Here is a 22,407-nt window from a genome sequence, read left to right as displayed (position 1 = left end):
CCGCTTTGTAAGCGACATCATTGTGGATCGTTTGGCGCCTTTTGGCGTGACGCTTTCGCACTCACTTCAGATTTAACATTGGGGGCTATTCGGGCATAGGGCAGCATTCCCTGAGCACTATTGTGCGTTGCATTTTCAGCGTGCTGCAGCATCAGTTGATTCAAGTGCTCTTCAATGACCTGATTTTGGATTTGTTGCTCTGCGGCACTGGGTTGGTATTGGGGTTGGTATTGAACCCCGGTGCGCTGGGTATTTAGGACAGGGCCGTCAGAGATATTAACCGTACGCGTACTCAACGCTGGCGCACGAAACCCATCAGGCACCAAACCTGCGGCTCCACCGACGGTTTCTGGCGCAGCCGCCATCATGGGAGCTTCTGTATCTAGGTATTGTTGGGCGCCAATAATTACCGCACCCGCAACACTGGCTGCCACCGCCATGCGGCCTGCGGTATGCCAAAGTCGGCCAAAAACATTGCCCCGACCTTCGCGATGAGCGGGCTCGTCGGCTATGGCTGCGCAGATCTGGGAGGACAAATCTATCGGCTTTAACGCCGGCGCCTCACCGCGCAGGGCATCCGCAGCAAGATGATAATGTACCCAACTCTCGCGCAAGCTTGAATCAGATTCTGTGGCTTTCAATAAACGGTGCAATTCAAGCTCACTGGCTTCGCTGTCCATGAGCGCAGAAAGACTTTCCTGAAGTTTGCGGTCTGAGTGTTGAACCATTATTAACAATCACCTTGTTTATTAATCAGCCATTAAGCCAATACTGATACAATTGAACAGCGAGCGTCTTGCCTGCTTATTGGAGTGAGACCACGGTTCTATGATCGAGTTCCCAGCTTGCCCTATATTTGTTAAAAAAAGTAAATTTTTACTAAGCAGGCGTAGATTTACTGGCTTGAGGCTGCATATACGCCTTAATTTTACTGTCCAACACCTCCCGAGCCCGAAAAATTCTCGAGCGCACGGTACCCACTGGGCACTGCATGATCTCGGCAATTTCCTCATAGCTTTTGCCATCAATCTCTCTCAAGGTCACTGCTGACCGCAAATCTTCCGGCAAACTGGCAACCGTTTTGGACACGATGGCATCCAACTCGTCTCGAAAGTGCAGCCCTTCGGGCGTGTTGACGTCCTCCATATACTCAGCTGCCAGAAACTCGGCATCTTCGGCATCGACACCTTGTGCGGGCGGCCTCCTTGAGCGAGAGACCAAGTGGTTTTTGGCAGTGTTGACCGCGATGCGAAATAACCAAGTATAAAAGGCGCTCTCTCCCCGAAATCCCGGCAACGCACGGTAGGCCTTGATAAACGCTTCCTGGACAACGTCATTAACTTCAAACGTATCGCGGATATAGCGCGATACTATTGCAGCAACCTTGTGCTGGTATTTCAAAACCAACAGGTCGAAAGCACGCTTGTCGCCTTTCTGTACCCGTGCGACCAACATCTGGTCATTATCTGGCGCTTGCGCCATACAAAACTCCCTAGCCATATTTCTTTTGACCAGCAGGTATGACTGCTAACGGTCTATTGGTATTGGGGATTTCAGGGCGCTGTGGCCGTCCCCAGACGGCATTTTTGAGATTTTACGTCTAATTAATGCAGCAAGTCTCTGTAAAGACGCAGTTTTTAGTAAAAAAGTTCAATGTTATGCCTACGGATTCCTACCGAGTATTAGCGCCTATTCGTTATAATCCCGCCACCATAAGCTTTAGAGTTTCCACACCCACTATGCAGTATCAATATGATGTCTTGGTAATTGGCAGCGGCGCAGCTGGGTTATCGCTTGCGCTCCACCTGGCCGACAGCGTAAAAGTTGCTGTGCTGAGCAAAGGCCAACTGCATGAGGGCTCAACTTGGTTTGCTCAGGGCGGGATTGCAGCCGTTTTGGACGATCAGGACAGCATCGATGCCCACGTAGCCGATACCCTAGCTGCCGGTGGAGGCCTGTGCCACGAAGAAAGCGTGCGTTTTACCGTCGAGCGCAGCAAGTCGGCCATAGATTGGCTGATCAACCAGGGCGTTGATTTTACCAAAGACGAAGCCGCCAACAGCTACCACCTCACCAAAGAAGGCGGCCACAGCCATCGACGCATCATCCACTCCGCTGATGCCACCGGCAAAGCCGTCTTAAGCAGCCTGATTGCGCGCGTCAAAGCCCACAAAAATATTACCCTGCTCGAGCGCTTCATTGCCCTTGATCTCATAACGCAGCCCGACCCCAACTCCCGCAAACTGCGCTGTACCGGGGCATACGTGTACAACCATGCCGACGACCACGTACACGCCTTTCAAGCGAAATCAGTGGTACTTGCCACAGGAGGAGCCAGCAAGGTCTATTTATACACCTCGAATCCCGATGGCGCGTCCGGCGATGGGATTGCCATGGCATGGCGCGCAGGCTGTAGGGTCGCGAATATGGAATTTAACCAATTCCACCCCACCTGCCTATTCCACCCAAAGGCTAAATCTTTTCTGATTACCGAGGCATTGCGTGGTGAAGGTGCCCACCTAAAGCTCCCCAATGGTGAGCGGTTTATGCAGCGCTTCGATGAGCGCGGCGAACTGGCGCCACGAGACATCGTAGCCCGAGCCATTGACCATGAAATGAAACGCCTTGGCGCAGATTGCCTCTATCTGGACATTAGCCACAAGCCCTCCGACTTCATTGCTGAGCACTTCCCCACCGTTAAAGCCCGCTGTTTAGAGTTTGGTATCGACATTACCAAAGAGCCTATTCCCGTGGTTCCGGCCGCCCATTACACCTGCGGCGGGGTGGTAGTAAATGCACAGGGCCACACGGACCTGGTCAACCTCTACGCCATCGGCGAAACATCCTTTACCGGCTTGCATGGCGCCAACCGCATGGCGTCCAATTCATTGCTGGAGTGTATTGTTTACGCCCGCTCGGCGGCGCTCGATATCGCCAGCAAAATTGCCGCAATTCCAGAGCCCTTGCCCTGCCCCCCATGGGATGAGTCGCGGGTCACCGACTCCGATGAAGACGTAGTGATTTCGCATAACTGGGACGAGTTGCGGCGATTCATGTGGGACTATGTCGGCATTGTGCGCACCCGCAAACGTCTAGAGCGCGCCACTCATCGCATAAAATTGCTACAAAAAGAAATCGGCGAGTACTACAGCAACTACAGAGTGCGCGGAGATCTCATCGAATTGAGAAATTTGGCGCTGGTGGCAGAGTTGATTATCCGCTCTGCTATCGAACGAAAAGAAAGCCGCGGCCTGCACTATTCTCTCGACTACCCTGCTCCCGCGCCCGTGGCACGAGACACGATTTTAGTGCCAACCAACTATGCGGCCCAGGACGTATTTGTGACCGATATGCTCGCAATAAAGTCCTAGCGTCCCTGATTCAACGCCACCCGCAACTGGCGGTGGGCATCGGCATTATCGCCGTCGGCCCAGAGCCACAAGGTGTAGTGGCGCTCGTCTACCTGAGAACGGACCCCGAGCACCACCACCCAAGGCGCAATCAACTGCTCACCACAAAGCGCCAACGGCTGCCACTCTGAGTGGCTCCCCAGCCAATACCCCGCCTCATTTTTTCGCAGGAACAAGGTGGCTGTCGCCCCATTAAACGGGGCTCGAAGCCAGCGCCATGAGCCGAGTAGTAACGCAGAGAGCAGAACGACCAATAGCCATGGCCAATGGGCCACCGCTAGATACGTCAGCGGGTAGACTTCCCGCTCGCGCAGCCAGAACACCAATGCAATCAGGGGTAGCCACTGACAAATAATCCAAAGCACGCACTTATAGGCGTACTCTAAACGGCCGGAAGAGAGCCTAAACAGCAGCGGGTCAGCTTTGCGCTTGTAGCCCAGTGTTATCGCGGATGATTTTGACAATGCGTAAAAGCTCCGTGTCATCTGGATCTTGCCGCTTTAAGAACCAACCAAACATATCCTGGTCTTCCGATTCAAGCAGCTTCCAATAACGTTCCTTGTCTTCCTGAGGGAGTGATGGATAGACGTTTTCCAAAAAAGGCAACAGCACCAAATCCAGCTCTAGCATGCCGCGGCGACTGCCCCAAAATAAACGATTTCTTTCCACCGAGTGATCTCCAAGTAAAGCGTGCGCCCGCCCAGACGGCAAACCTAAGGGCCTGCCGCCAAGCATGGCAAATTGGCACTTGCTAATGTGCAAGCGATTGGCATTATAGCGACCCCACAGAGCCATTTCATCCAAGAATACACAGAGTAATGAGTAAGGCAGCTATGAGCACACATTGGCAACAATTTATGACCCGTCAAGGCGCTGCACTGAACCCATCAGGTTGTGCAGAATTTTTTACCAACTGCCCGTTTCCGGATCTAGAGTCACCACTGCTCATTGACCTTCAACATTATTCCACGCTGGAATTATCTGGCCCGGACTGCATTAAATTTCTTCAAGGGCAGATCACCCAAGACGCGCAAAAACTGGCCACGAATGACGGTTTTTTTACCGATCATTGCAACCCCAAGGGGCGCATCCTCGCGAGTTTTTTTGCTTTGGGAGTCGCTGAAAACCGCATTAGATTGTTGCTGCCGAGCAATAATGCTGAACATCTCGCCCAGCATCTCAACAAATATTTGGTGTTCTCGAAGGCCACACTCTCAATCGAGCCTCAACTTGTCTCACTTGCGGTCACGGGTGCACGTGCCAGCCAACATTTAGCAGCCGTCGGTTTGAAGCCGCCCAGCAGTGTTGGCAGCGTTTGCAGCACTGGCGACACCAGCATTTTCCGCTATTCAGAACAGTGTTTTGTGATCACATCTACAGAAAGCGACGCCCTAGAACTTTGGCCGGCGCTGGCAAAAAATCACACGGCAGCAGGTGCAAGAACCTGGCGCACACTCGCGCTTCAACAGGGTGTGCTATGGGTAGACGCGGACCGCCGTGAGCGCTATACCCCACACCAAATTAACCACCAATTCATAGATGCTATCAATTTTCGCAAGGGATGCTATACCGGCCAAGAAGTGGTCGCGCGCATGCACTATAAGGCCACACTAAAAAGCCACTGCTATCTTTTTACCTTGGCCAGTGATGTCGCCCCCAAAGTGTTTAGCCCCCTTATGGCGGGAGATCAAAAGGCGGGCGAAATACTACAAATTGAAGCCATCAGTGCAGATCAGTGGCTTATCTTTGCGGAAGTTCGAGACACCTTACTCAATGAACCCCTGCACATAGATGGCATCGCCACAGAAAATCTCCATCAAGTGGCGCTCCCCTATGCTATAAACAAGTGACCAGAATCAAAAAAAGTGGGGACCTTGTATGAGCCAATTGGTGGAAAAAGTCAGTCAGGACATCATCGCCGCCCTAGAATCTGACCAATTGGTACTCCCCACCCTGCCCGAAGTGGCCTTGCGAGTACGCGAGGTCGCAGAAGACCCCGATGCAAGTATCAGCCAAATGGGTAAGGTGATCGGCAGCGACGCCGCCCTTACGGCTCGCTTGATCAAGGTCGCCAATAGTCCGCTGTTGCGCGGCAGCAGAGAAATCAACGATTTGCAGATGGCGTTAGCGCGGTTAGGCATCGAATACATCTGCAATATCGCCACTGGCTTGGCTATGTCGCAAATGTTTCAGGCCACCAGCGACCTGGTCGACAAACGATTACGGGAAGTGTGGAATCGATCCAGTGAAATTGCCGGCATTTGCCATGTCATGTGCAAACACAGAACCAAACTTCGTCCTGATCAGGCAACCCTCGCGGGCCTAGTACACCGCATCGGCGTGCTCCCTATCCTAACCTACGCAGAAGAAAACCCCAGCTTACTGCGAGACAGTTTTACTTTGGATACCGTCATCGAGGCCCTGAACGGTCCCATCGGTGACCGCATATTGAAACACTGGGCCTTCCCAGACCCCTTGATTCACATCCCCAGCCAGCACGTGCAATTTGATCGCGTGGCACCAGAAGCGGACTATGCGGACATAGTGACGGTGGCCGTACTGCAAAGTTACATGGGTTCAAATCATCCCCTCGCCAGCGTTGACTACAGCACCGTTACGGCATTTGCGCGTCTGGGGTTAGATTCAGACATGGAAAATGCCGAGGGCGATGACCTCAGCGCCGAAATGGAAGCGGCCATGGCCATGCTTCAGTAACGAGAACAACCTACAGCAGCTTAGGCGCCAATTAGTGAACTGCGTGCCAATTCACGGGTTCCCTCCCCCAGTCACGCAATTGCTGATTCGCCTGTGCAAAGCAGCCGGAACCCAAGAATGCGTCGAAGTCGGCACCAGACTTGGAGGCACCCAATGGACTTGGGTGCGAGGTCTTAATTACCCGATGTCGCTGCGTATTTATCTCTGAACATACCCCGTGCGCAAATTTTCCCCATGACAAAAACACGATCTGCTCACACTGCTCATTAATGGCACGCAGGCATCGATTGGTAAACGTCAGCCAACCTTTTTTGGCATGGGAGCCAGGCAGTCCTTGCTCCACGGTTAATGATGCATTTAGCAGCAAAACACCTTCTCGGGCCCAGGGCGTCAGATCGCCCGCCAACGGGCCATGCCCTGCATCGAACAGCTCCTTGTAGATATTTTTCAGGCTGGGTGGCAAAGATACACCGCGCGGCACACTAAAACTTAACCCATGGGCCTGACCAGGGGCGTGATAGGGATCCTGCCCAACGATAACGACTTTAATGGCTGGCATTGGCGTCATCAGAAACGCGTTAAACCATAGGTCTGCAGGGGGAAAAATTGTTTTCCCGTTTTCAGCTTCTCGTTTTAAATACGCATATAATTCCTGCATATAGGGCTGGCCGAACTCGTGCTCGAACAGGGACCGCCATTGCGGATCCAACTGCGTTAAGACACCCTCCATCAATTTACTTTGCACACAAAATATTCCGTAAAAAAAAGCCGCAATGCGGCTTTTAAGTTTATTCAGGCCGCATGTGCGGGAATAACAATACATCTCTAATAGATGGCGAGTCCGTCAACAACATCACCAATCTATCGATGCCAATACCCTCACCTGCCGTGGGCGGCAGACCATACTCTAAGGCTCGCACGTAGTCAGCGTCGTAATGCATTGCCTCATCATCACCTGCGTCCTTTTCCTGCACTTGCTGCATGAAGCGCTCGGCTTGATCTTCTGCATCGTTTAGCTCCGAGAAGCCATTGGCCAATTCTCGGCCGCCAACAAAAAACTCAAAGCGATCTGTAACAAAAGGATTATCGTCATTGCGGCGCGCAAGCGGTGACACTTCTGCAGGGTATTCAGTAATAAAGGTTGGCTGTATTAATTTGTGCTCAGCGGTTTCTTCAAATATTTCTATCTGAATTTTGCCAAGCCCCCAGGTGCTTTTAACGTCGATTTTTAAGTTTCGCGCAATATCAGTGGCGCTAGAGATATCATTCAACTGTTCGCGCGTCACACTGGGGTAGTATTTTAAAATCGCATCCACCACTGAAATACGGTCAAAGGGCTTATTAAAGTCATACTCAACACCCTGCGAGGTAAAGGCTGCGGAACCACACACTTCAACCGCCAGTTTACGCAACATATCCTCAGTGAGATTCATTAAATCTTTGTAGTCCGCGTAAGCCTGATAAAACTCCAGCATGGTAAATTCTGGATTGTGGCGAGTTGACAAGCCCTCGTTGCGGAAGTTGCGATTTATTTCATACACGCGCTCATAACCACCTACTACTAAGCGCTTTAAATACAGCTCAGGCGCAATCCGAAGGTACATTTCCACGTCGAGCGCGTTGTGGTGCGTAACGAAGGGTTTAGCCGATGCACCACCAGGAATCACGTGCAGCATGGGCGTTTCAACTTCCATAAAGTCTGCATCGTTCAGGTACTGGCGAATGAAACTGATGACTTTTGAACGCGTGCGGAATACATCGCGCACCTCAGGGTTTACCATCAGATCAACATAGCGCTGACGATACCTTATCTCCTGATCACTCAAACCGTGAAATTTATCCGGCAAAGGTCGCAAAGCTTTTGTTAGCAACTGGAACTCCTCTAAATTGACATAGAGATCCCCCTTGCCCGATTTATGCAGCTGCCCTTTAACACCGACGAGATCGCCCATATCCCACATGCCGGTAGTTTCTTTTAAGGCTTTTTGTGCTTCCTTGTCGGCATACAATTGAATCTGCCCACTACCATCCTGCAAAACAAAAAATGGGCCCCGCTTGGCCATAATGCGGCCCGCCACAGACGCTTGCTGTCCGAGTGATTCCAACTCTTCTTTGGTTTTATCGCCAAACGTAGCCTGCAGGTCGGCAGCTTTATGCTCGCGTCGAAAATCGTTGGGGAAGGCATTGCCCTGTTCGCGAATAGCCGCCAATTTTGCGCGACGCTCGGCGATTAAACGGTTTTCATCTTGCGCGGGTGTCTGGTTGTCATTACTCATGGTGGGCACTCGTCGATAAATTACAGGCCAGCCTTAAGGCTAGCCTCGATAAACTGGTCCAGATCACCATCTAGTACTGCCTGGCAATTGCTGGTTTGAACACTGGTTCGCAAGTCTTTAATCCGCGAATCATCTAGTACGTAAGAGCGAATCTGGCTACCCCAACCGATATCGGCTTTGCCGTCCTCCATCGCTTGCTTATCAGCAGAACGCTTTTGCATCTCTAACTCATACAATCTTGCTCGCAGCATTTTCCATGCTTTATCACGATTTTGATGCTGAGACCTTTCACTCTGGCACTGCACAACAGTATTTGTTGGCTCATGGGTCAACCGCACTGCGGAATCGGTTTTGTTAACGTGCTGACCACCGGCACCCGAGGCGCGGTAGGTATCTGTCCGCACATCGGAGGGATTGATATCAATTTCAAAATTGTCATCAATTTCCGGCGACACAAATACTGAGCTGAAGGACGTATGACGTCGATTGCCGGAGTCAAAAGGCGATTTGCGAACGAGTCGATGCACACCTGTTTCCGTGCGCAACCAGCCAAAGGCGTACTCACCCTCAAAATAAATAGTGGCACTTTTAATACCGGCCACTTCACCGGCTGACACTTCTTCAAGGGTGGTTTTGAAACCCTTGGCTTCACCCCAGCGAAGGTACATGCGCAACAACATCTCGGCCCAATCCTGAGCCTCTGTACCACCCGACCCTGCTTGAATATCCAGATAGGCATTATTGGCGTCCATTTCACCGGAGAACATACGGCGAAACTCCAAGACTGCCAATTGTGCTTCCAGTGCCTGGATATCGGCGGCTACTGCGTCAACGGAATCTTGATCCTGCTCTTCAACAGCCATGTCTAACAAATCACGGCTGTCTGCAACACCCGCATCGAGATTTTCTATGGTGGTAACAACCGCTTCTAGCGAGGATCGCTCGCGGCCTAGTGCCTGTGCGCGATCTTGGTCATTCCACACATCGGGCTCTGCCAGCTCGAGCTCTACTTCAGCAAGCCGCTCTTTCTTGGTGGCATAGTCAAAGATACCCCCTAAGCACGTCTGTACGCGCTTGCAGGTCTTTCAATGCGATGATAAGCGGGTTGATTTCCATGAATCCCCATAAGCCCTGAACGAGGGGCGGTTTGTCGAAAGGCGCGGATTGTACCCCACTGCAGGGCTGGCACCAAGCCCGAGGGGCGGCCTTTCAGCCCCGTTTTTTCAGTTAAACCAACGAGTTAAGTAACCAGCCCAAAATCAGAATTTGAGGCAAGGTGTAGAGCGGTAAAGCCAATGCCAAACGCCACGATCCGGTGGTATCTCGCAGCGACATGATTTCTGTGTAATCCGTGGATACCCCGGCCATCATGAACGTGAAGCCGTTGCCTGGCGCACCCGCGCGCGTGATCAACTCTGCTGCCAAGGGCGTCGATCCCTCTGAACACACTTCAATGATGGTTGCAGCAAGCAATGTAGCAAGCAGCCCCAGCATTGTGGGGCCAAACCACTGGGCAAACATGCCTGCGTCGATGAATGTGCGCACCAACGCCGCCAACAAAACACCCACCAGTAACCAGCGCAACACCATTGCCGAGCCCTTGAGACCGTCCCACGCAATGTCGGGCACTAAGGACCAATGCCATTGAATTGCCTGCCAACGCTGCTTGAAATCTTCAGACCAACGATAATCTGGCGCCGGCGCGACGGTCTGTGGATTGGCGGGCAGGCGACCCTGGCTAACTAAGCGGTCTATCCACCATCCGGTAGTCAGCGCAATCAGCAGCGATAACACGATAAATAGCAATGTTAGCGGTAACCCTATAAGCGAAATCATAATGATGGTCAGCGACAGAGAGTTCCACGGCGTGGCAATGAGAAACGCCATGACCTGCCCCAAACTGGCCCCTCGCTTATATAGCTGCATGCCCACCATCAGCACGCCATGAGAGCAGAGATCCAAGGCCAGCCCAGCCGCAGTAGCCCTAAACAGCCCCTGCTTTGTGCCCCCCTCACCCAACACGCCCATGATTAAGGCCTGTGGAACTCGCGCTAGGATGCCCACAAACAGCGCGGCCAGGACAATCCCCCACCACATGGTATTCATCAATTCAAACACCGTGTGGGAGGCTGTGCCCCAATGGGCATTCACGCTATCCGAGTGCCCCACCACCAGATAGCTCCCATAAAGAACCGAGACCAGCAGCAGGCCGCCCCACAATAGATAATCAATACGCTGAGCATCTGTATCGCAACAGCTAGAACTTTCAGCCTGCGAACTGTCGCTTTGGCAACTATGGGATATGGGCGACTCTTTAGGTTGTTCCGAGCAGCAAGAATGATCATTAGACATTGTCAGCCTCCTTACTGTCCCTAGGGAAGTTGGTGTCAAAACCTGCCGTCGCGAGACGATCTAAAATAGCGCAGCGACTGTTTTCTTGGCCGTCACAGCACGCCCATAGGTCTGTTAGCGTGGCCTCTAAGCGCTCTATTTCTTTGCGCTTTTGCTGCAGCTGACTCAGTTTTTCGGCGACCAACGCCTTAACGCTGGCGCTGTGATTGGCCTGATCGGCATACAGCGCCAATAGGTGTCCAGATTCTTTTACGCTAAATCCCACCGCGCGTGCATGCTGCAGAAAACAGAGATGGTCCAAATTTTCACGGCTATAAATACGATAACCGTTGCTAGCGCGCTGATGGGGAATAACCAACGACTGCGCCTCATAATAGCGAATAGCTTTAGGGGTCAGCCCGGTTACCCGTGCCACATCGTTTATCTGCATATCAACCTCCGTGAACGACGGCTGCTCCACAGAGCAGCACAGCGAATAGAGGCAGAATAAACCTTCCCCTTAGGTAAAGGTCAAGAGCGACTGCGAAAACCCTTAAGTCTAAGTCTACGCAGCTTGACGCAACACAGTGGCAGGTGGCAATGAAAGCAAATGGCGGCACGACCAGGCGCCAAACGCACCGATAACAACCGCACCAAACACGGGGGTCGACAGCCAAATCCAAGGGTGTGGCTGCCACGTCAAATCGAAAACAAATCGCTGTAAGCCCCACAGCAATGACTCTGCACCAAGCGCTGCCACCAAACCTGACAGGGCCCCTAACGCGGCGAATTCAATCCACAATCGGTGGCGCAGTAACCGACGGCTTGAACCCAGCGCACGCAAGAGTCCAACCTCCTGCGTGCGCGCGTCCATACTGGCGTGCACCGAGGCCATTAACACCAACATCGATGCCAAAAATACAAGCCAAAAAACCAACTGCACGCTGCCGCTTACCTGGTCAATAACCGAGCGAATTTGCGTAAATATTTTTTCCATTTCTATGACCAAGGCCGTGGGGTGTCGTCGCACCAAATCGGCAACAAATCGACCCCCATCTGCAGGTGCGTACAAACTGGTCATGTACATGGGCGCATAATCATCAAGCGCACCAGGGCTAAACAAGACGAAGAAATTGGGCCTGAGAGAATCCCATCGCAATGAGCGAAAACTGGTCACACGGGCCTTCAGCGATAAACCGCCGATACTAAAGGTCAACTCATCACCCAGTGCAATGTCCCGCCACTTGGCAAACTCCTGTTCAACACTCACCTCGACTTCCCGACTATCTGCCGCCCACCAAACGCCATCGGTGATCGAGTTGCCCTCTGGCACCTCTGAAGTCCAGCTTAAATTCAGCTCTCTGGTCATGGCTTCAGGTGCCTCTGAAGGCCCCCTTTCACCGGCTGCTTGTTCTGCCTCTGCCTCTGCCTCCGCTTTAGCAAGCGCGCGAGCCTTGGCATCTTCGCCATTAATGTGAGTTAGACGCCCGCGCACCAATGGATATAAACCGCTATGGGACAATGCACGCTCAGCAAGTAGCCCTTCAAATTCAGGCAGCTCGGCGGGCGACAGGTTGACGACAAAATGATTGGGCGCATCGGCCGGTAATTGCAGTCGCCACTCTTCAAGTAGTGATCCACGCACAAGCAGTAAGGTAGCCAAAAGCATTAAGGCTGTACCAAACACCACTACCTGCAAATGAGTTTCCGCACGTCGGCGCTTTAGCGAGGCAATTGCCAAGCGCCATTGGCTACCTAACTGCGCGGCATGACGACCAAGAAGCCTTAAAAATAGGATCGCTAACCCCGTTGCAACCAGCGCCACCCCAGCCCACGCGGCCATCACCGCACCCGACATCGCCAACTCGCCGGTGTACAGCCAAAGTAAACAAAACGATGAGAGGAAACCCACTATCAATTGAATCGAGCCCGCAGTAGACGCAACCGGTGTTTCTCGACGCAGCACTTTTATGGGGGCTACCTTTGGCAGTGGCCACAGAGGCGGCAATGCAAAAAACAATAAACACAAAAAACCCGCCATCAATCCCAACAATGACGGGATAAGCCCCGGCGCAGGCAAATTTACGGTTAACAAGCTACTGAGGCTTTCCGCGATTACCATTTGCAATAGAAAACCCAAGGCGAGCCCAATGCCACCGGCAATGGCGCCCAACCACAACATTTGGCCCAAATAAAGTTGCCGAATACGACTCGATACAACGCCTAAGCTCTTAAGCAATGCCACCTGATCCACATGCCGACTACAAAAACGCTGAGCCGCCATCGCGATGGCAATACCGGCTAAAAGCACGCCAAACACACTCGCCAACATTAAAAAGTTACGTGCTGTTTTAAGATTGCGCGCAATGCGTGATTGCGCTTTGGCGACATCGATTACGCGCTCGTGAACTGACAACCCCGGCTGTAAGTTAGCCAGCACTGTATCAATACTTTCTTCCTCACCGGCCAGCAACAAGTTAAAACTTGCGCGACTGCCCTCTTGCAACACACCGGTGCTGGGCAAATCCTGAGCGTGCATAAGCACCCGCGCACCAAAATTCATAAAACCCTGGCCACGATCGGGCTCACTCACAAGCACCTGACTTATTCGAAGCTGTGTTTCACCCACCTCTAGGTGATCACCCACATTGAGCTGCAATATTGGAAATAACCTGCCCTCCACCCAGACTTCGCCAGGCGCAGGCCCCATTCTGTGTTCGCGCACCTCGCCATCGCCAAACGGTTGATCACTCGTCTCCAAAACGCCGATCAATGGGTAGCCTTCGCCCACCGCTTTGACAGACGCTAAATGGGAGCTGTCACCGTGAAATACCATGGAGCTAAATACGGTTGTGGTTGCTGTCCTCAGCGAAGCGCCTTGCGCCTGGGCTATCCAGCTTTCTGGAATTTGCCGGTTTGACCTCACAACCCGGTCAGAGGCGATGAACGCGTGAGACTGCGCCTCCATACCCCGCTCTAGACGATCGGCAAAGAGCGCGATGCTGCTTACCAAAGCCACAGCCATCAATGTGGCCAGCCCCAGAATGCGGACCTCAGCGCTGCGCAAATTTCTAACGAGCAAGCGCAAACTTAACATGCTGCACTAGCTCCTTCGGTATGCGCACTCGCTGTCATTGATTCGACCGAGATTTCGGTGCCTGCCTCTAAAACCAAACACCCGTTGCAACGCTCCGCTAAACGTTGTTCATGGGTCACAAGCACTAAGGTTGTTTGGTGTTTTTTATTGAGATTGAATAGCAGATCGATAATCCGTGAGCCTGTAACCGCATCTAAATTGCCCGTAGGCTCATCCGCAAACAATATTTTGGGTTTGTTCACAAAGGCCCTTGCCAGTGCGACACGCTGTTGCTCACCACCGGACAACTGCGGTGGGTAGTGATCTTCTCGCTCCGCTAAGCCCACCTCAGCCAGAGACTCACGGGCCCTCTCACGCGCATCGCGATGCCCCTGCAATTCCAGCGGCAACATCACATTTTCGAGCGCGGACAGGCCGGGCAACAATTGAAACGACTGGAAAACAAAACTCAAAGTCTCCGCCCGCAACTCGGCTCGCGCCTCTTCATCTAGGCCATTTAGATCTCGATTATCGAGCAATACCCGGCCTTCAGAGGGCACGTCTAAACCCGCCAGAATGCCCAATAAGGTTGATTTACCTGATCCAGAGGCACCAACAATGGCGAGACTATCGCCTGCTGCCACCTTAAGATTAACACCACGCAATATGTGTAAATCACCCGCCAATGTCTGAACGGTTTTATGTAGGTTTTGCGCAACAATCATAAACATGCCTTCATTAAACAACTTTTAAAAACCATTTTAGTCGGAGATACAACGCAATTTGGCGAGTGTTCCTTGCAAAAACAAGCCAGTTTACGCACATTATGTATTCACATTACAAAGGTTATACGATGCTCACTACCCTAACAGATTACCAAATACTGGCTAGACGCTTGCTCGCAACCTGTCTGTTATTGGTCGCAGGCTGGGGCCACGCTGCGGAGTCTGCTAGCCCACAAGCTAACCGAACCATTTTAATAGTCGGTGACAGCCTTAGTGCCGGCTATGGACTTGCCGCCTCAGACGCGGGCTGGGTTGACTTGCTGGCGCGCTCACTTAGCGACTACAAGGTAATTAACGCCAGCATTAGCGGCGATACGCTCGCAGGTGGGCTTGCTCGCCTACCTCGCTTGCTAGAAGAGCACAAGCCGCGCTGGCTGGTAATTGAGCTGGGCGGCAATGATGGTCTACGCGGGCACTCACTGGCAACCATCCGCGACCAATTAAGCAAGCTCATAGCACTTGGGCAAGCGGCGGGTGCAGAGGTGCTGGTAATGGAAATGCGCATTCCACCTAACTACGGAAAACGCTACACGCAAAAATTTACGGCGGTGTTTAGTGAACAAGCCAGCGAAATGAATGCAACCCTGATTCCTTTTTTCCTTGAAAAGATTGCGCTACAGGCTGGCATGATGCAAGGCGATGGCATTCATCCTACGGCCTTGGCACAAACTCATATGCGCGACCAAGTGCTCAACCAACTTAAACCGCTGCTTTCGCGGGCTCGAGGTGACTAATTAATAGCTGCACGGAGCGCTGGCCACGAAATTCATTGATATCCAATTGATACACCGCAAATAGCCGATGCACATTTGGCATTGGCCACAGATCGAGATCCACGTTAAATGCGATTGCATCCAACGCTAGCTCCTGTTGCGCGATCGGTGACAAAGATAACTTGAGATGCTTGCCGCCCACTAACCGCTGTTGGCGTATGACGAATTGGCCCTCAAACGCAGGCTCTGGGAACTGCTGCCCCCAGGGTCCCGCATCCGCCAGCTGCTGCGCCCGCTCCAAGGTAAAATCCCCGGTCGACAACTCGCCATCTGTATAGATAACTGCTTGAAGATCCGCTTCCGTCAATATCTGTCGGCAGATGATGTCAAACGCGCTTTGAAATGCCTCAAAATTTTCAGCGGCCAAACTTAAGCCAGCGGCCATGGCGTGCCCACCAAATTTCACAATCAGTCCGGGATGTGTCACCGCAACGCGATCTAACGCATCACGTAAATGCAACCCCTTGATTGAACGGCCCGAGCCCTTGAGTTGCCCATCACCGGCATCTGCAAACAAAATCGTTGGCCGGTGGTACCGCTCTTTGATACGAGACGCCAATATACCAATCACACCCTGGTGCCACTGATCGTGAAACAGGCTAATGCCCCAGGGCGCTTGCTCACCAAGCGCCAGCTGATACAATGCATCTTCTGCTTCTTTGTGCATGGCAGATTCAATAGCCCGCCGGTCCCTATTAAAATCATCGAGCTGTTGTGCCAGTGCCATTGCCTCGTCTTCGCTCGGAGATAACAAGCACTGAATCCCTAAACTCATGTCATCCAATCGCCCCGCAGCATTTAACCGAGGCCCCACCGCAAACCCCATATCCGATGCTTGTACCGACGCTGGATTGCGGCCTGCAACGTTTAACAACGCGGTAATACCCGGCTGACATCGGCCCGCCCGAATACGCATCAACCCCTGTTTAACTAACAAACGATTATTCGAATCTAGTGGCACCACATCGGCCACCGTACCGAGTGCGACCAGGTCTAGATAACTCGCCATGTTGGGCACCGGTCGACCGAGTGATTCAAACCAGCCGGCATCCTGTAGCACCGTGCGCAACCGGCTCATCACGTAAAAAATTACGCCAACACCCGCCAAATTTTTACTCGGAAAATCGCACTGGTGCTGATTGGGATTTACAATCGCATCGGCTACCGGCAGGGTTTGCGCGGGTAAATGATGATCGGTAATGACCAACTTCATGCCCGCCGCGCGCACTGCTTCCGCACCCGCGATACTGGATATTCCATTATCGACAGTAACTAACACATCGGGCGCATAGCTTTGTGCAACAGCCACAATTTCGGGCGTCAAACCATAGCCAAAATCAAAGCGGTTTGGGACCAAAAAATCGACCCACGTGGCCCCCATAGCACGCAACGCCAACACCGCCAAGGCTGAACTCGTGGCGCCATCTACGTCAAAATCGCCGACTACAAGAATTCGCTGGCCTTGAGTAACCGCCTCCTGCAACACCGCTACGGCCGCATCGAGCCCCTTCTGGGTTGGCGGCAACAATTCGTTTAGGGACTGAGGCAAATCCTGAGAGCAAAACGCACCTCTCGCCGCATAAATGCGCTGCAACAAAGGCGGCATTGCCACATCGAATTGCGCGCGCGATAAGTCGACGGTGCGCTGTTTAACTTCCATGAAATGTCCCTTGCGAATTGGTTAACATGGCCATCGTCAAGGCCGCGTAATGGGCAAGAATACCATGATTGATATGCGAGCCAAGCACCACATGAACTGGTGCAAAGCTGCCACAAACTAGGGTGTACTCTATCGATAACAACTCATCAAACATCGAGTTGAAACCGCGCGACAGGCTGTATCGCAAGCAACTTCACATGCGACATGGAGGAGAAATGCTTTTTAAGCGGCGAATGCTTTAGCGCTGCGCAATTAGCTGCCTTGCACGCTCAGGGCGTGGCGCGCCTGACGACGCGCAGTTGCTTCGCGCCATCGGCGCTGCTGAACTTCCGTTTCTGGAGTCAAAGGTGGCACGGGAATCGGCTTGCCGTCGGCATCCACTGACACCATCGTGAAATAACTGGTGTTAGTGTGGCGAATCGCGCCCGATTCCAAATTTTCAGCGATCACCCGTATGCCGATTTCCATTGAACTATTGCCGGTGAAATTTACCGAAGCCAACAGTGTTAATAATTCACCGATGGCGACGGGCTCCTTAAACAACACGTTATCCACTGAAAGGGTTACGACATAGTTACCGCTGTACCGAATCGCAGCCGTATAAGCCACCTTATCCAATAATTTAAGCAGCTCGCCACCGTGCATCTTGCCGCCAAAATTACTCATTTCCGGTGTAACTAACAATGACATTTCGGTAGTAAACGAGCGCATTACTGGCTCCAGCCTAAAAATTTAATTTGATAAGTGCCCTGCGACATACTGCTGCACGGCATTTATCGCATTCTCCAAAACCACGTAACGCTCTTCAAGCTCGAATAAATCTGCCATATGGGCTGGCAATGCGGGATCTTTGGCTTGTCCGGCGCGCTTTACCGCATCTGGAAATTTAGCGGGATGTGCGGTTGCTAAACATACTACCGGTGTCTCTTGGTTTTTACGTTTAACGCGCGCCGCCTCGACCCCAATCGCAGTGTGTGGATCCAACAGATAGCCGGTCTTATCAAACACCTCAGCAATCACTCGAACCATGTCTTCATCTGCAAGTCGATGACTGCAAAAAAGCTCACGCGCTTTTGCTAAGGCAGACTCAGACAAGGTCATGCTACCCGAGGAGAATTCTTGCATCAGCGTAGAAATAGCATCGCCATCTCGGCCGTACAAATCGAACAGCAACCGTTCGAAATTGCTCGACACCATAATATCCATGCTGGGCGACAGGCTGTGAATTAACGGTTTCTTTGAATGATCATTGTCACTGATACAACGATGTAAAATATCGTTAGCGTTAGTTGCGATAATCAGTTGTTCAACTGGAAGCCCCATCTTGCTCGCCAAGTAACCGGCAAAAATATCGCCAAAATTACCCGTGGGCACAGAAAAGGATACCGGTCTATGGGGCGCGCCCAACGCCAAAGCCGCATAAAAATAATAGACGATTTGGGCCATAATCCGCGCCCAATTGATGGAGTTGACGGCTACCAACTGGCGCCCATCGGGTAGAAATGATTGGTCACTGAAGCTTGCCTTGACCATATTTTGGCAATCGTCAAAATTACCTTTCAAGGCGATATTGTGCACATTCGGTGCTAACACAGAGGTCATCTGGCGGCGCTGCACCTCGGACACTCGGCCGTGTGGATGCAAAATAAAAATATCGATATTTTCGCATTGGGCGCAACCCACGATGGCCGCCGAACCCGTATCTCCAGAGGTGGCCCCCATTACCGCAACTTTTTGATTGCGTTTTGCCAAGATGTGGTCGAGCAGGTTCCCCAGAAACTGCAAGGCAAAATCCTTGAACGCCAGTGTGGGGCCCTGAAATAATTCCAACACCCACTCGTTTCGGTCAATTTGAACCAGGGGGGCAATCGCGGGGTGGCGAAAGTTGCTGTAGGACTTTTCAATTATGGCGCTGAGTTCACTGTCTGTTAGCGCGCCATCAATGAACGGTTTTATTATTTCAAGTGCCAAGTCCTGGTAGGAAAGCCCAGCCCAACTCGCAATCGTAGCACTATCGAACTTGGGCAGTGTTTCCGGAACGTACAAGCCACCATCGCTGGCCAAACCCGTTAACACGGCATCTTCAAAAGAGAGCGCGGGTGCCTGCCCGCGGGTGCTGATATATTTCACAAAATTATCCAACCATAATTAATTAGCCGAGACTTTCCACTCGAATGTGAGTGACCTCACCGTGTATTACGGGAAGCGCTTCGATTTGAGTAATTGCAGACATCAGCTGGTGCTCAATGGCTCGACTGGTCAATAAAATCAATGGCACTTGAGGCGCGTCTTGCTGGGGTTCTTTTTGAATCAACGCCTCAACACTGATATTTGCTTCAGCCAAAATGGTAGATACCTGTGCCAGTACACCCGGCCGATCTTCGGCAAGCATGCGCAGGTAATAGGCGGTTTCGACCTGGTCCATAGGCAACATGGTGGGCTGCTGGGTTGCAGCATTATAAAACGCCAGCGGCGCAATGCCGCGGCCGCCCTGCTGGACTACGCGAGCCACATCAATGATGTCTGCAACCACCGCTGATGCAGTTGGTTCTGCACCGGCGCCCGCGCCGTAGTACAGTGTTGGCCCAACCGCGTCACCCTTCACCAAAACCGCGTTCATGACCCCATCCACATTCGCGATAAGCCGCTTTTCCGGAATCATGGTGGGGTGCACTCGCAACTCTATACCGGCAGAAGATTGGCGAGCGATACCGAGGTGCTTGATCCGATAACCCAATTCTTGTGCATAACCCACGTCTTCAGGAGCGACTTTGCTGATCCCCTCCGTAAATACCTTGTCAAATTGAAGTGGAATACCAAAGGCCAACGATGCCAATATGACCAGTTTATGGGCGGCATCAATACCCTCCACATCAAATGTGGGGTCGGCCTCTGCATAGCCTAGGGCCTGCGCTTCTTTTAGCACGTCATCAAAAGCCCGACCCTTGTCCCGCATCTCTGTGAGGATGAAATTACCGGTGCCGTTGATGATGCCCGCCAACCACTGAATGCGGTTGGCGGCGAGCCCTTCCCGCAGCGCTTTAATGATTGGGATACCGCCGGCCACCGCGGCCTCAAACATCACTTGAACACCTGCCGCCTCGGCTTTGGCAAATATTTCATTGCCGTGCTCGGCGATGAGCGCCTTATTGGCGGTAACCACATGCTTACCCTGGGCAATGGCTTCCAAGACCAACGATTTGGCAACGTCGGTACCGCCAATGAGTTCCACTAAAATATCCACTTCAGGATTTTTCGCGACCGCGAAGATGTCCCTTTCGACAGCTACATCAGCAGTGTTACAGCTGGGATTGTCGCGGCGCGCACCCACCTGAATGACGTCTATTTCAATACCGGCTCGTGCACTAATTTCGCGCCTATTTCGCCCCAACACGTTAAATGTGCCACTGCCAACTGTACCTAGGCCACAAATCCCTACTTTCACCGACTTCAAAATAACTTCCTCTAAACAGCGCCTGACGCAGACAAACATTGCGCGAATTCAACACATTAGATTTAATTCTTGCAAAAGGACGGCAACCTTACTGATCCCGACGATAGCTGTCAATCGGGGAACACGCGACTAGGCGGATAAGATATTAATGAGACAGGAGCCGCGAGCGCGGCTCCCAAACAGGTGCAGAGAAATTACGACTCTAACCCTAGCATTTTGAGCAAATCAGGCGCGGGACGATAGCCAGATATCAGTTCGCCACTGGTTAAGAAAATGGCAGGCGTGCCGCGCACACCCAATTCGCCACCCAAATTAAACTGGCCCGCAATAGGATTGATGGCGCACACTTCGCCGCTAATGCTCTGACCGTTTTTCAGGCGCGTCAGGGTTTCGGTAGGATTGTCTGAACACCAAGCCCGCGCCAATTTGTTATAGGACTCAGAGCGCAAGCCCGCACGTGGGTACGCCAAGTAGCGCACTTCAACACCGGCGGCATTCAACTGTGGAACTTCACGATGCAGTTTGCGGCAGTAGCCACAGTCCACATCTGTAAAGACATAAATTGCCGTGCGCGCTTTACCCTTGGCGGGGAACACAATCATGTCGCTGACATTTTGTGCTGCCAGCATAGGTGCACGCAGTTCTTGTCTCGCTAACTCTTCAACATTAACAAGCTTTTGACCCTCAATTTTATAGAGGTCTCCAGCCACTAAATACTCGCCAGAAGCGTCGGTATACAACACTGGACCATTATTCAAACGCACTGCGTAAATGCCCGCAAAGGGTCCATTCTCAATGCCCGTAACTGCCATGTGTGGAATTGCTGCAGCGACCTTTGCCTTTAAACGCGCTTCAATTTCGGGGGTAATCTTGGTAACGCCGGTGGCCGCTTGACCGAATGCGAAGCTCGCTACCAGTGCCAGAGTCAGGGCCAATGCAGGGGAAAACAGGTTAGTCATTGATGAATCCTTAACATTTACGTTGCATGGCTTGATCATAACTCATGACTGGTAGAGTTACAGCGCAGAACAGCACAATAAACGATTAGCCGAGGCCCTAGCCCCTTGGATGGTGAGCTTGGTGCAATTGCTTCATCCGCGCTCGCGCAACGTGAGTATAAATCTGGGTAGTGGATAAATCGCTGTGCCCCAGCAGCATCTGCACGACGCGCAAATCGGCACCGTGGTTGAGTAAATGGGTGGCAAACGCATGCCGAAGCGTATGGGGCGATAAGGGTTTAGAAATTCCGCTAACGGTAGCCCAATGCTTTATGCGGTACCAAAAGGTCTGTCTTGTCATCTGCTGCCCCCGACTGCTTGGAAACAACACATCGCTCTGCGAGCCACCCAATAGCGCTAAGCGGCCAAACTTGCCATAGGCCTGAAGCCAATGTGCAGCTTCTTCACCAAGGGGCACCAAGCGCTCTTTTGAGCCCTTGCCGAACACGCGCACTACGCCTTGACGAAGGTTTACTTGCGACAGGGTCAACCCCACCAATTCAGACACCCGAAGCCCCGTTGCGTAAAGCACTTCCAACATACAGCGGTCCCGCTGTCCGATAGGGTCTTCCGTATTCGGCGCGGCAAGCAACGCCTCGACGTCGGCTTCGGTCAAGGTCTTGGGCAGCGGCCGCCCCAGTTTGGGACTGTCGATGTGGGCGGTGGGATCGACTGCAATACGCCCCTCCCGCAATAAATAGCTGTAAAAACTGCGCAGACAGGAGAGCTGCCTTGCCACCGAGCGCGCGCTGCTACCTTGCTCGAACCGCTGGCTGAGGTGACGTTGAATATCCTGCCCTTGCATGCCAATTAGCTGATCGGGCTCACCGGTGGCCAGCTTCAACAAATCGCGCCGATAAGCGGCCAGCGTGTGGTCGCTTAAGCCCTTCTCCATCCACAGGGCGTCTAGGTATTGATCAATAATGTTC

The 22,407-nt window shown here is 52.3% G+C and carries 21 protein-coding genes; 4 read left to right on the top strand and 17 right to left on the bottom strand.

The window, feature by feature from the left end:
* Positions 1-17 precede the first annotated feature (17 nt).
* Both FHS30_RS07055 and rpoE read right to left on the bottom strand, forming a co-directional pair.
* On the bottom strand, positions 18-728 hold the full coding sequence (locus FHS30_RS07055) for a sigma-E factor negative regulatory protein (RefSeq protein ID WP_183909756.1): 711 nt from the start codon (positions 726-728) through the stop codon (positions 18-20).
* Between the two features lie 151 nt (positions 729-879).
* Positions 880-1,482 (bottom strand): RNA polymerase sigma factor RpoE, encoded by a 603-nt coding sequence (rpoE, locus tag FHS30_RS07050; RefSeq protein ID WP_183909755.1) that lies wholly within the window; start codon positions 1,480-1,482, stop codon positions 880-882.
* Between the two features lie 257 nt (positions 1,483-1,739).
* On the opposite strand from rpoE, the gene nadB reads away from it, so the two are divergent.
* Positions 1,740-3,371, top strand: coding sequence for an L-aspartate oxidase (gene nadB, locus FHS30_RS07045; protein WP_183909754.1), 1,632 nt, complete (start codon positions 1,740-1,742; stop codon positions 3,369-3,371).
* Here nadB and FHS30_RS07040 read toward each other — a convergent pair.
* The gene (locus FHS30_RS07040; protein ID WP_183909753.1) at positions 3,368-3,874 is read right to left on the bottom strand and encodes a protein YgfX; all 507 of its coding nucleotides are present in this window, start codon (positions 3,872-3,874) and stop codon (positions 3,368-3,370) included. The two genes, nadB and FHS30_RS07040, sit on opposite strands and share 4 nt — an antisense overlap.
* Positions 3,828-4,079, bottom strand: a complete 252-nt coding sequence (locus FHS30_RS07035; RefSeq protein WP_425502351.1) for an FAD assembly factor SdhE — start codon at positions 4,077-4,079, stop codon at positions 3,828-3,830. Before FHS30_RS07035 ends, FHS30_RS07040 begins: the two co-directional genes overlap by 47 nt.
* Positions 4,080-4,243: 164 nt before the next feature.
* On the opposite strand from FHS30_RS07035, the gene ygfZ reads away from it, so the two are divergent.
* Positions 4,244-5,260, top strand: coding sequence for a CAF17-like 4Fe-4S cluster assembly/insertion protein YgfZ (ygfZ, locus tag FHS30_RS07030; RefSeq protein WP_183909752.1), 1,017 nt, complete (start codon positions 4,244-4,246; stop codon positions 5,258-5,260).
* A gap of 28 nt (positions 5,261-5,288) precedes the next feature.
* A complete protein-coding gene (locus FHS30_RS07025; protein ID WP_183909751.1) occupies positions 5,289-6,125 on the top strand; it encodes an HDOD domain-containing protein in 837 nt (278 codons plus the stop codon).
* A 31-nt stretch (positions 6,126-6,156) separates the two neighbouring features.
* Here FHS30_RS07025 and ung read toward each other — a convergent pair whose 3' ends face one another.
* The 7 genes from ung to FHS30_RS06990 form a co-directional block, all read right to left on the bottom strand.
* Positions 6,157-6,834 (bottom strand): uracil-DNA glycosylase, encoded by a 678-nt coding sequence (ung, locus tag FHS30_RS07020; protein ID WP_246341216.1) that lies wholly within the window; start codon positions 6,832-6,834, stop codon positions 6,157-6,159.
* A gap of 79 nt (positions 6,835-6,913) precedes the next feature.
* On the bottom strand, positions 6,914-8,401 hold the full coding sequence (gene lysS / locus FHS30_RS07015) for a lysine--tRNA ligase (protein WP_183909750.1): 1,488 nt from the start codon (positions 8,399-8,401) through the stop codon (positions 6,914-6,916).
* A 20-nt stretch (positions 8,402-8,421) separates the two neighbouring features.
* Positions 8,422-9,517 (bottom strand): peptide chain release factor 2 gene (gene prfB / locus FHS30_RS07010; protein WP_183909749.1). Its coding sequence is split into 2 segments (ribosomal slippage): positions 8,422-9,444 and positions 9,446-9,517, totalling 1,095 coding nucleotides; the frame shifts between segments, so codons are not numbered across the junction.
* Positions 9,518-9,628: 111 nt separating this feature from the next.
* Entirely contained in the window at positions 9,629-10,753 is a 1,125-nt protein-coding gene (locus FHS30_RS07005; protein ID WP_183909748.1) for a permease, read from the bottom strand.
* Positions 10,746-11,183 carry a MerR family transcriptional regulator gene (locus FHS30_RS07000; protein WP_183909747.1) on the bottom strand — a complete coding sequence of 146 codons (438 nt, stop codon included), beginning with the start codon at positions 11,181-11,183 and terminating at the stop codon, positions 10,746-10,748. Before FHS30_RS07000 ends, FHS30_RS07005 begins: the two co-directional genes overlap by 8 nt.
* Positions 11,184-11,297: 114 nt before the next feature.
* On the bottom strand, positions 11,298-13,829 hold the full coding sequence (locus FHS30_RS06995; protein ID WP_183909746.1) for an ABC transporter permease: 2,532 nt from the start codon (positions 13,827-13,829) through the stop codon (positions 11,298-11,300).
* The gene (locus tag FHS30_RS06990; RefSeq protein ID WP_183909745.1) at positions 13,823-14,533 is read right to left on the bottom strand and encodes an ABC transporter ATP-binding protein; all 711 of its coding nucleotides are present in this window, start codon (positions 14,531-14,533) and stop codon (positions 13,823-13,825) included. The genes FHS30_RS06995 and FHS30_RS06990 overlap by 7 nt, the downstream gene beginning before the upstream one ends.
* Positions 14,534-14,661: 128 nt before the next feature.
* Between FHS30_RS06990 and FHS30_RS06985 the strand changes: the two genes are divergently transcribed.
* On the top strand, positions 14,662-15,327 hold the full coding sequence (locus FHS30_RS06985; protein ID WP_183909744.1) for an arylesterase: 666 nt from the start codon (positions 14,662-14,664) through the stop codon (positions 15,325-15,327).
* Here FHS30_RS06985 and recJ read toward each other — a convergent pair.
* The 6 genes from recJ to xerD all read right to left on the bottom strand — a co-directional run bounded on the left by recJ (position 15,293) and on the right by xerD (position 22,373).
* Positions 15,293-17,026 carry a single-stranded-DNA-specific exonuclease RecJ gene (recJ, locus tag FHS30_RS06980; protein WP_183909743.1) on the bottom strand — a complete coding sequence of 578 codons (1,734 nt, stop codon included), beginning with the start codon at positions 17,024-17,026 and terminating at the stop codon, positions 15,293-15,295. The two genes, FHS30_RS06985 and recJ, sit on opposite strands and share 35 nt — an antisense overlap.
* Before the next feature lie 252 nt (positions 17,027-17,278).
* Positions 17,279-17,737 (bottom strand): acyl-CoA thioesterase, encoded by a 459-nt coding sequence (locus tag FHS30_RS06975; RefSeq protein WP_246341215.1) that lies wholly within the window; start codon positions 17,735-17,737, stop codon positions 17,279-17,281.
* Between the two features lie 21 nt (positions 17,738-17,758).
* Complete coding sequence (thrC, locus tag FHS30_RS06970; protein ID WP_183909742.1) at positions 17,759-19,156, bottom strand: threonine synthase; 1,398 nt, start codon at positions 19,154-19,156, stop codon at positions 17,759-17,761.
* 22 nt (positions 19,157-19,178) lie between these two features.
* Positions 19,179-20,480, bottom strand: coding sequence for a homoserine dehydrogenase (locus FHS30_RS06965; RefSeq protein WP_246341214.1), 1,302 nt, complete (start codon positions 20,478-20,480; stop codon positions 19,179-19,181).
* Between the two features lie 194 nt (positions 20,481-20,674).
* On the bottom strand, positions 20,675-21,439 hold the full coding sequence (locus FHS30_RS06960; protein ID WP_183909740.1) for a DsbC family protein: 765 nt from the start codon (positions 21,437-21,439) through the stop codon (positions 20,675-20,677).
* A 97-nt stretch (positions 21,440-21,536) separates the two neighbouring features.
* Complete coding sequence (gene xerD, locus FHS30_RS06955) at positions 21,537-22,373, bottom strand: site-specific tyrosine recombinase XerD (protein WP_221197230.1); 837 nt, start codon at positions 22,371-22,373, stop codon at positions 21,537-21,539.
* Positions 22,374-22,407: the final 34 nt, after the last annotated feature.

Source organism: Simiduia aestuariiviva, assembly GCF_014192475.1.
Lineage (GTDB): Bacteria > Pseudomonadota > Gammaproteobacteria > Pseudomonadales > Cellvibrionaceae > Simiduia > Simiduia aestuariiviva.
This window is presented reverse-complemented; position numbering and strand designations above follow the sequence as displayed.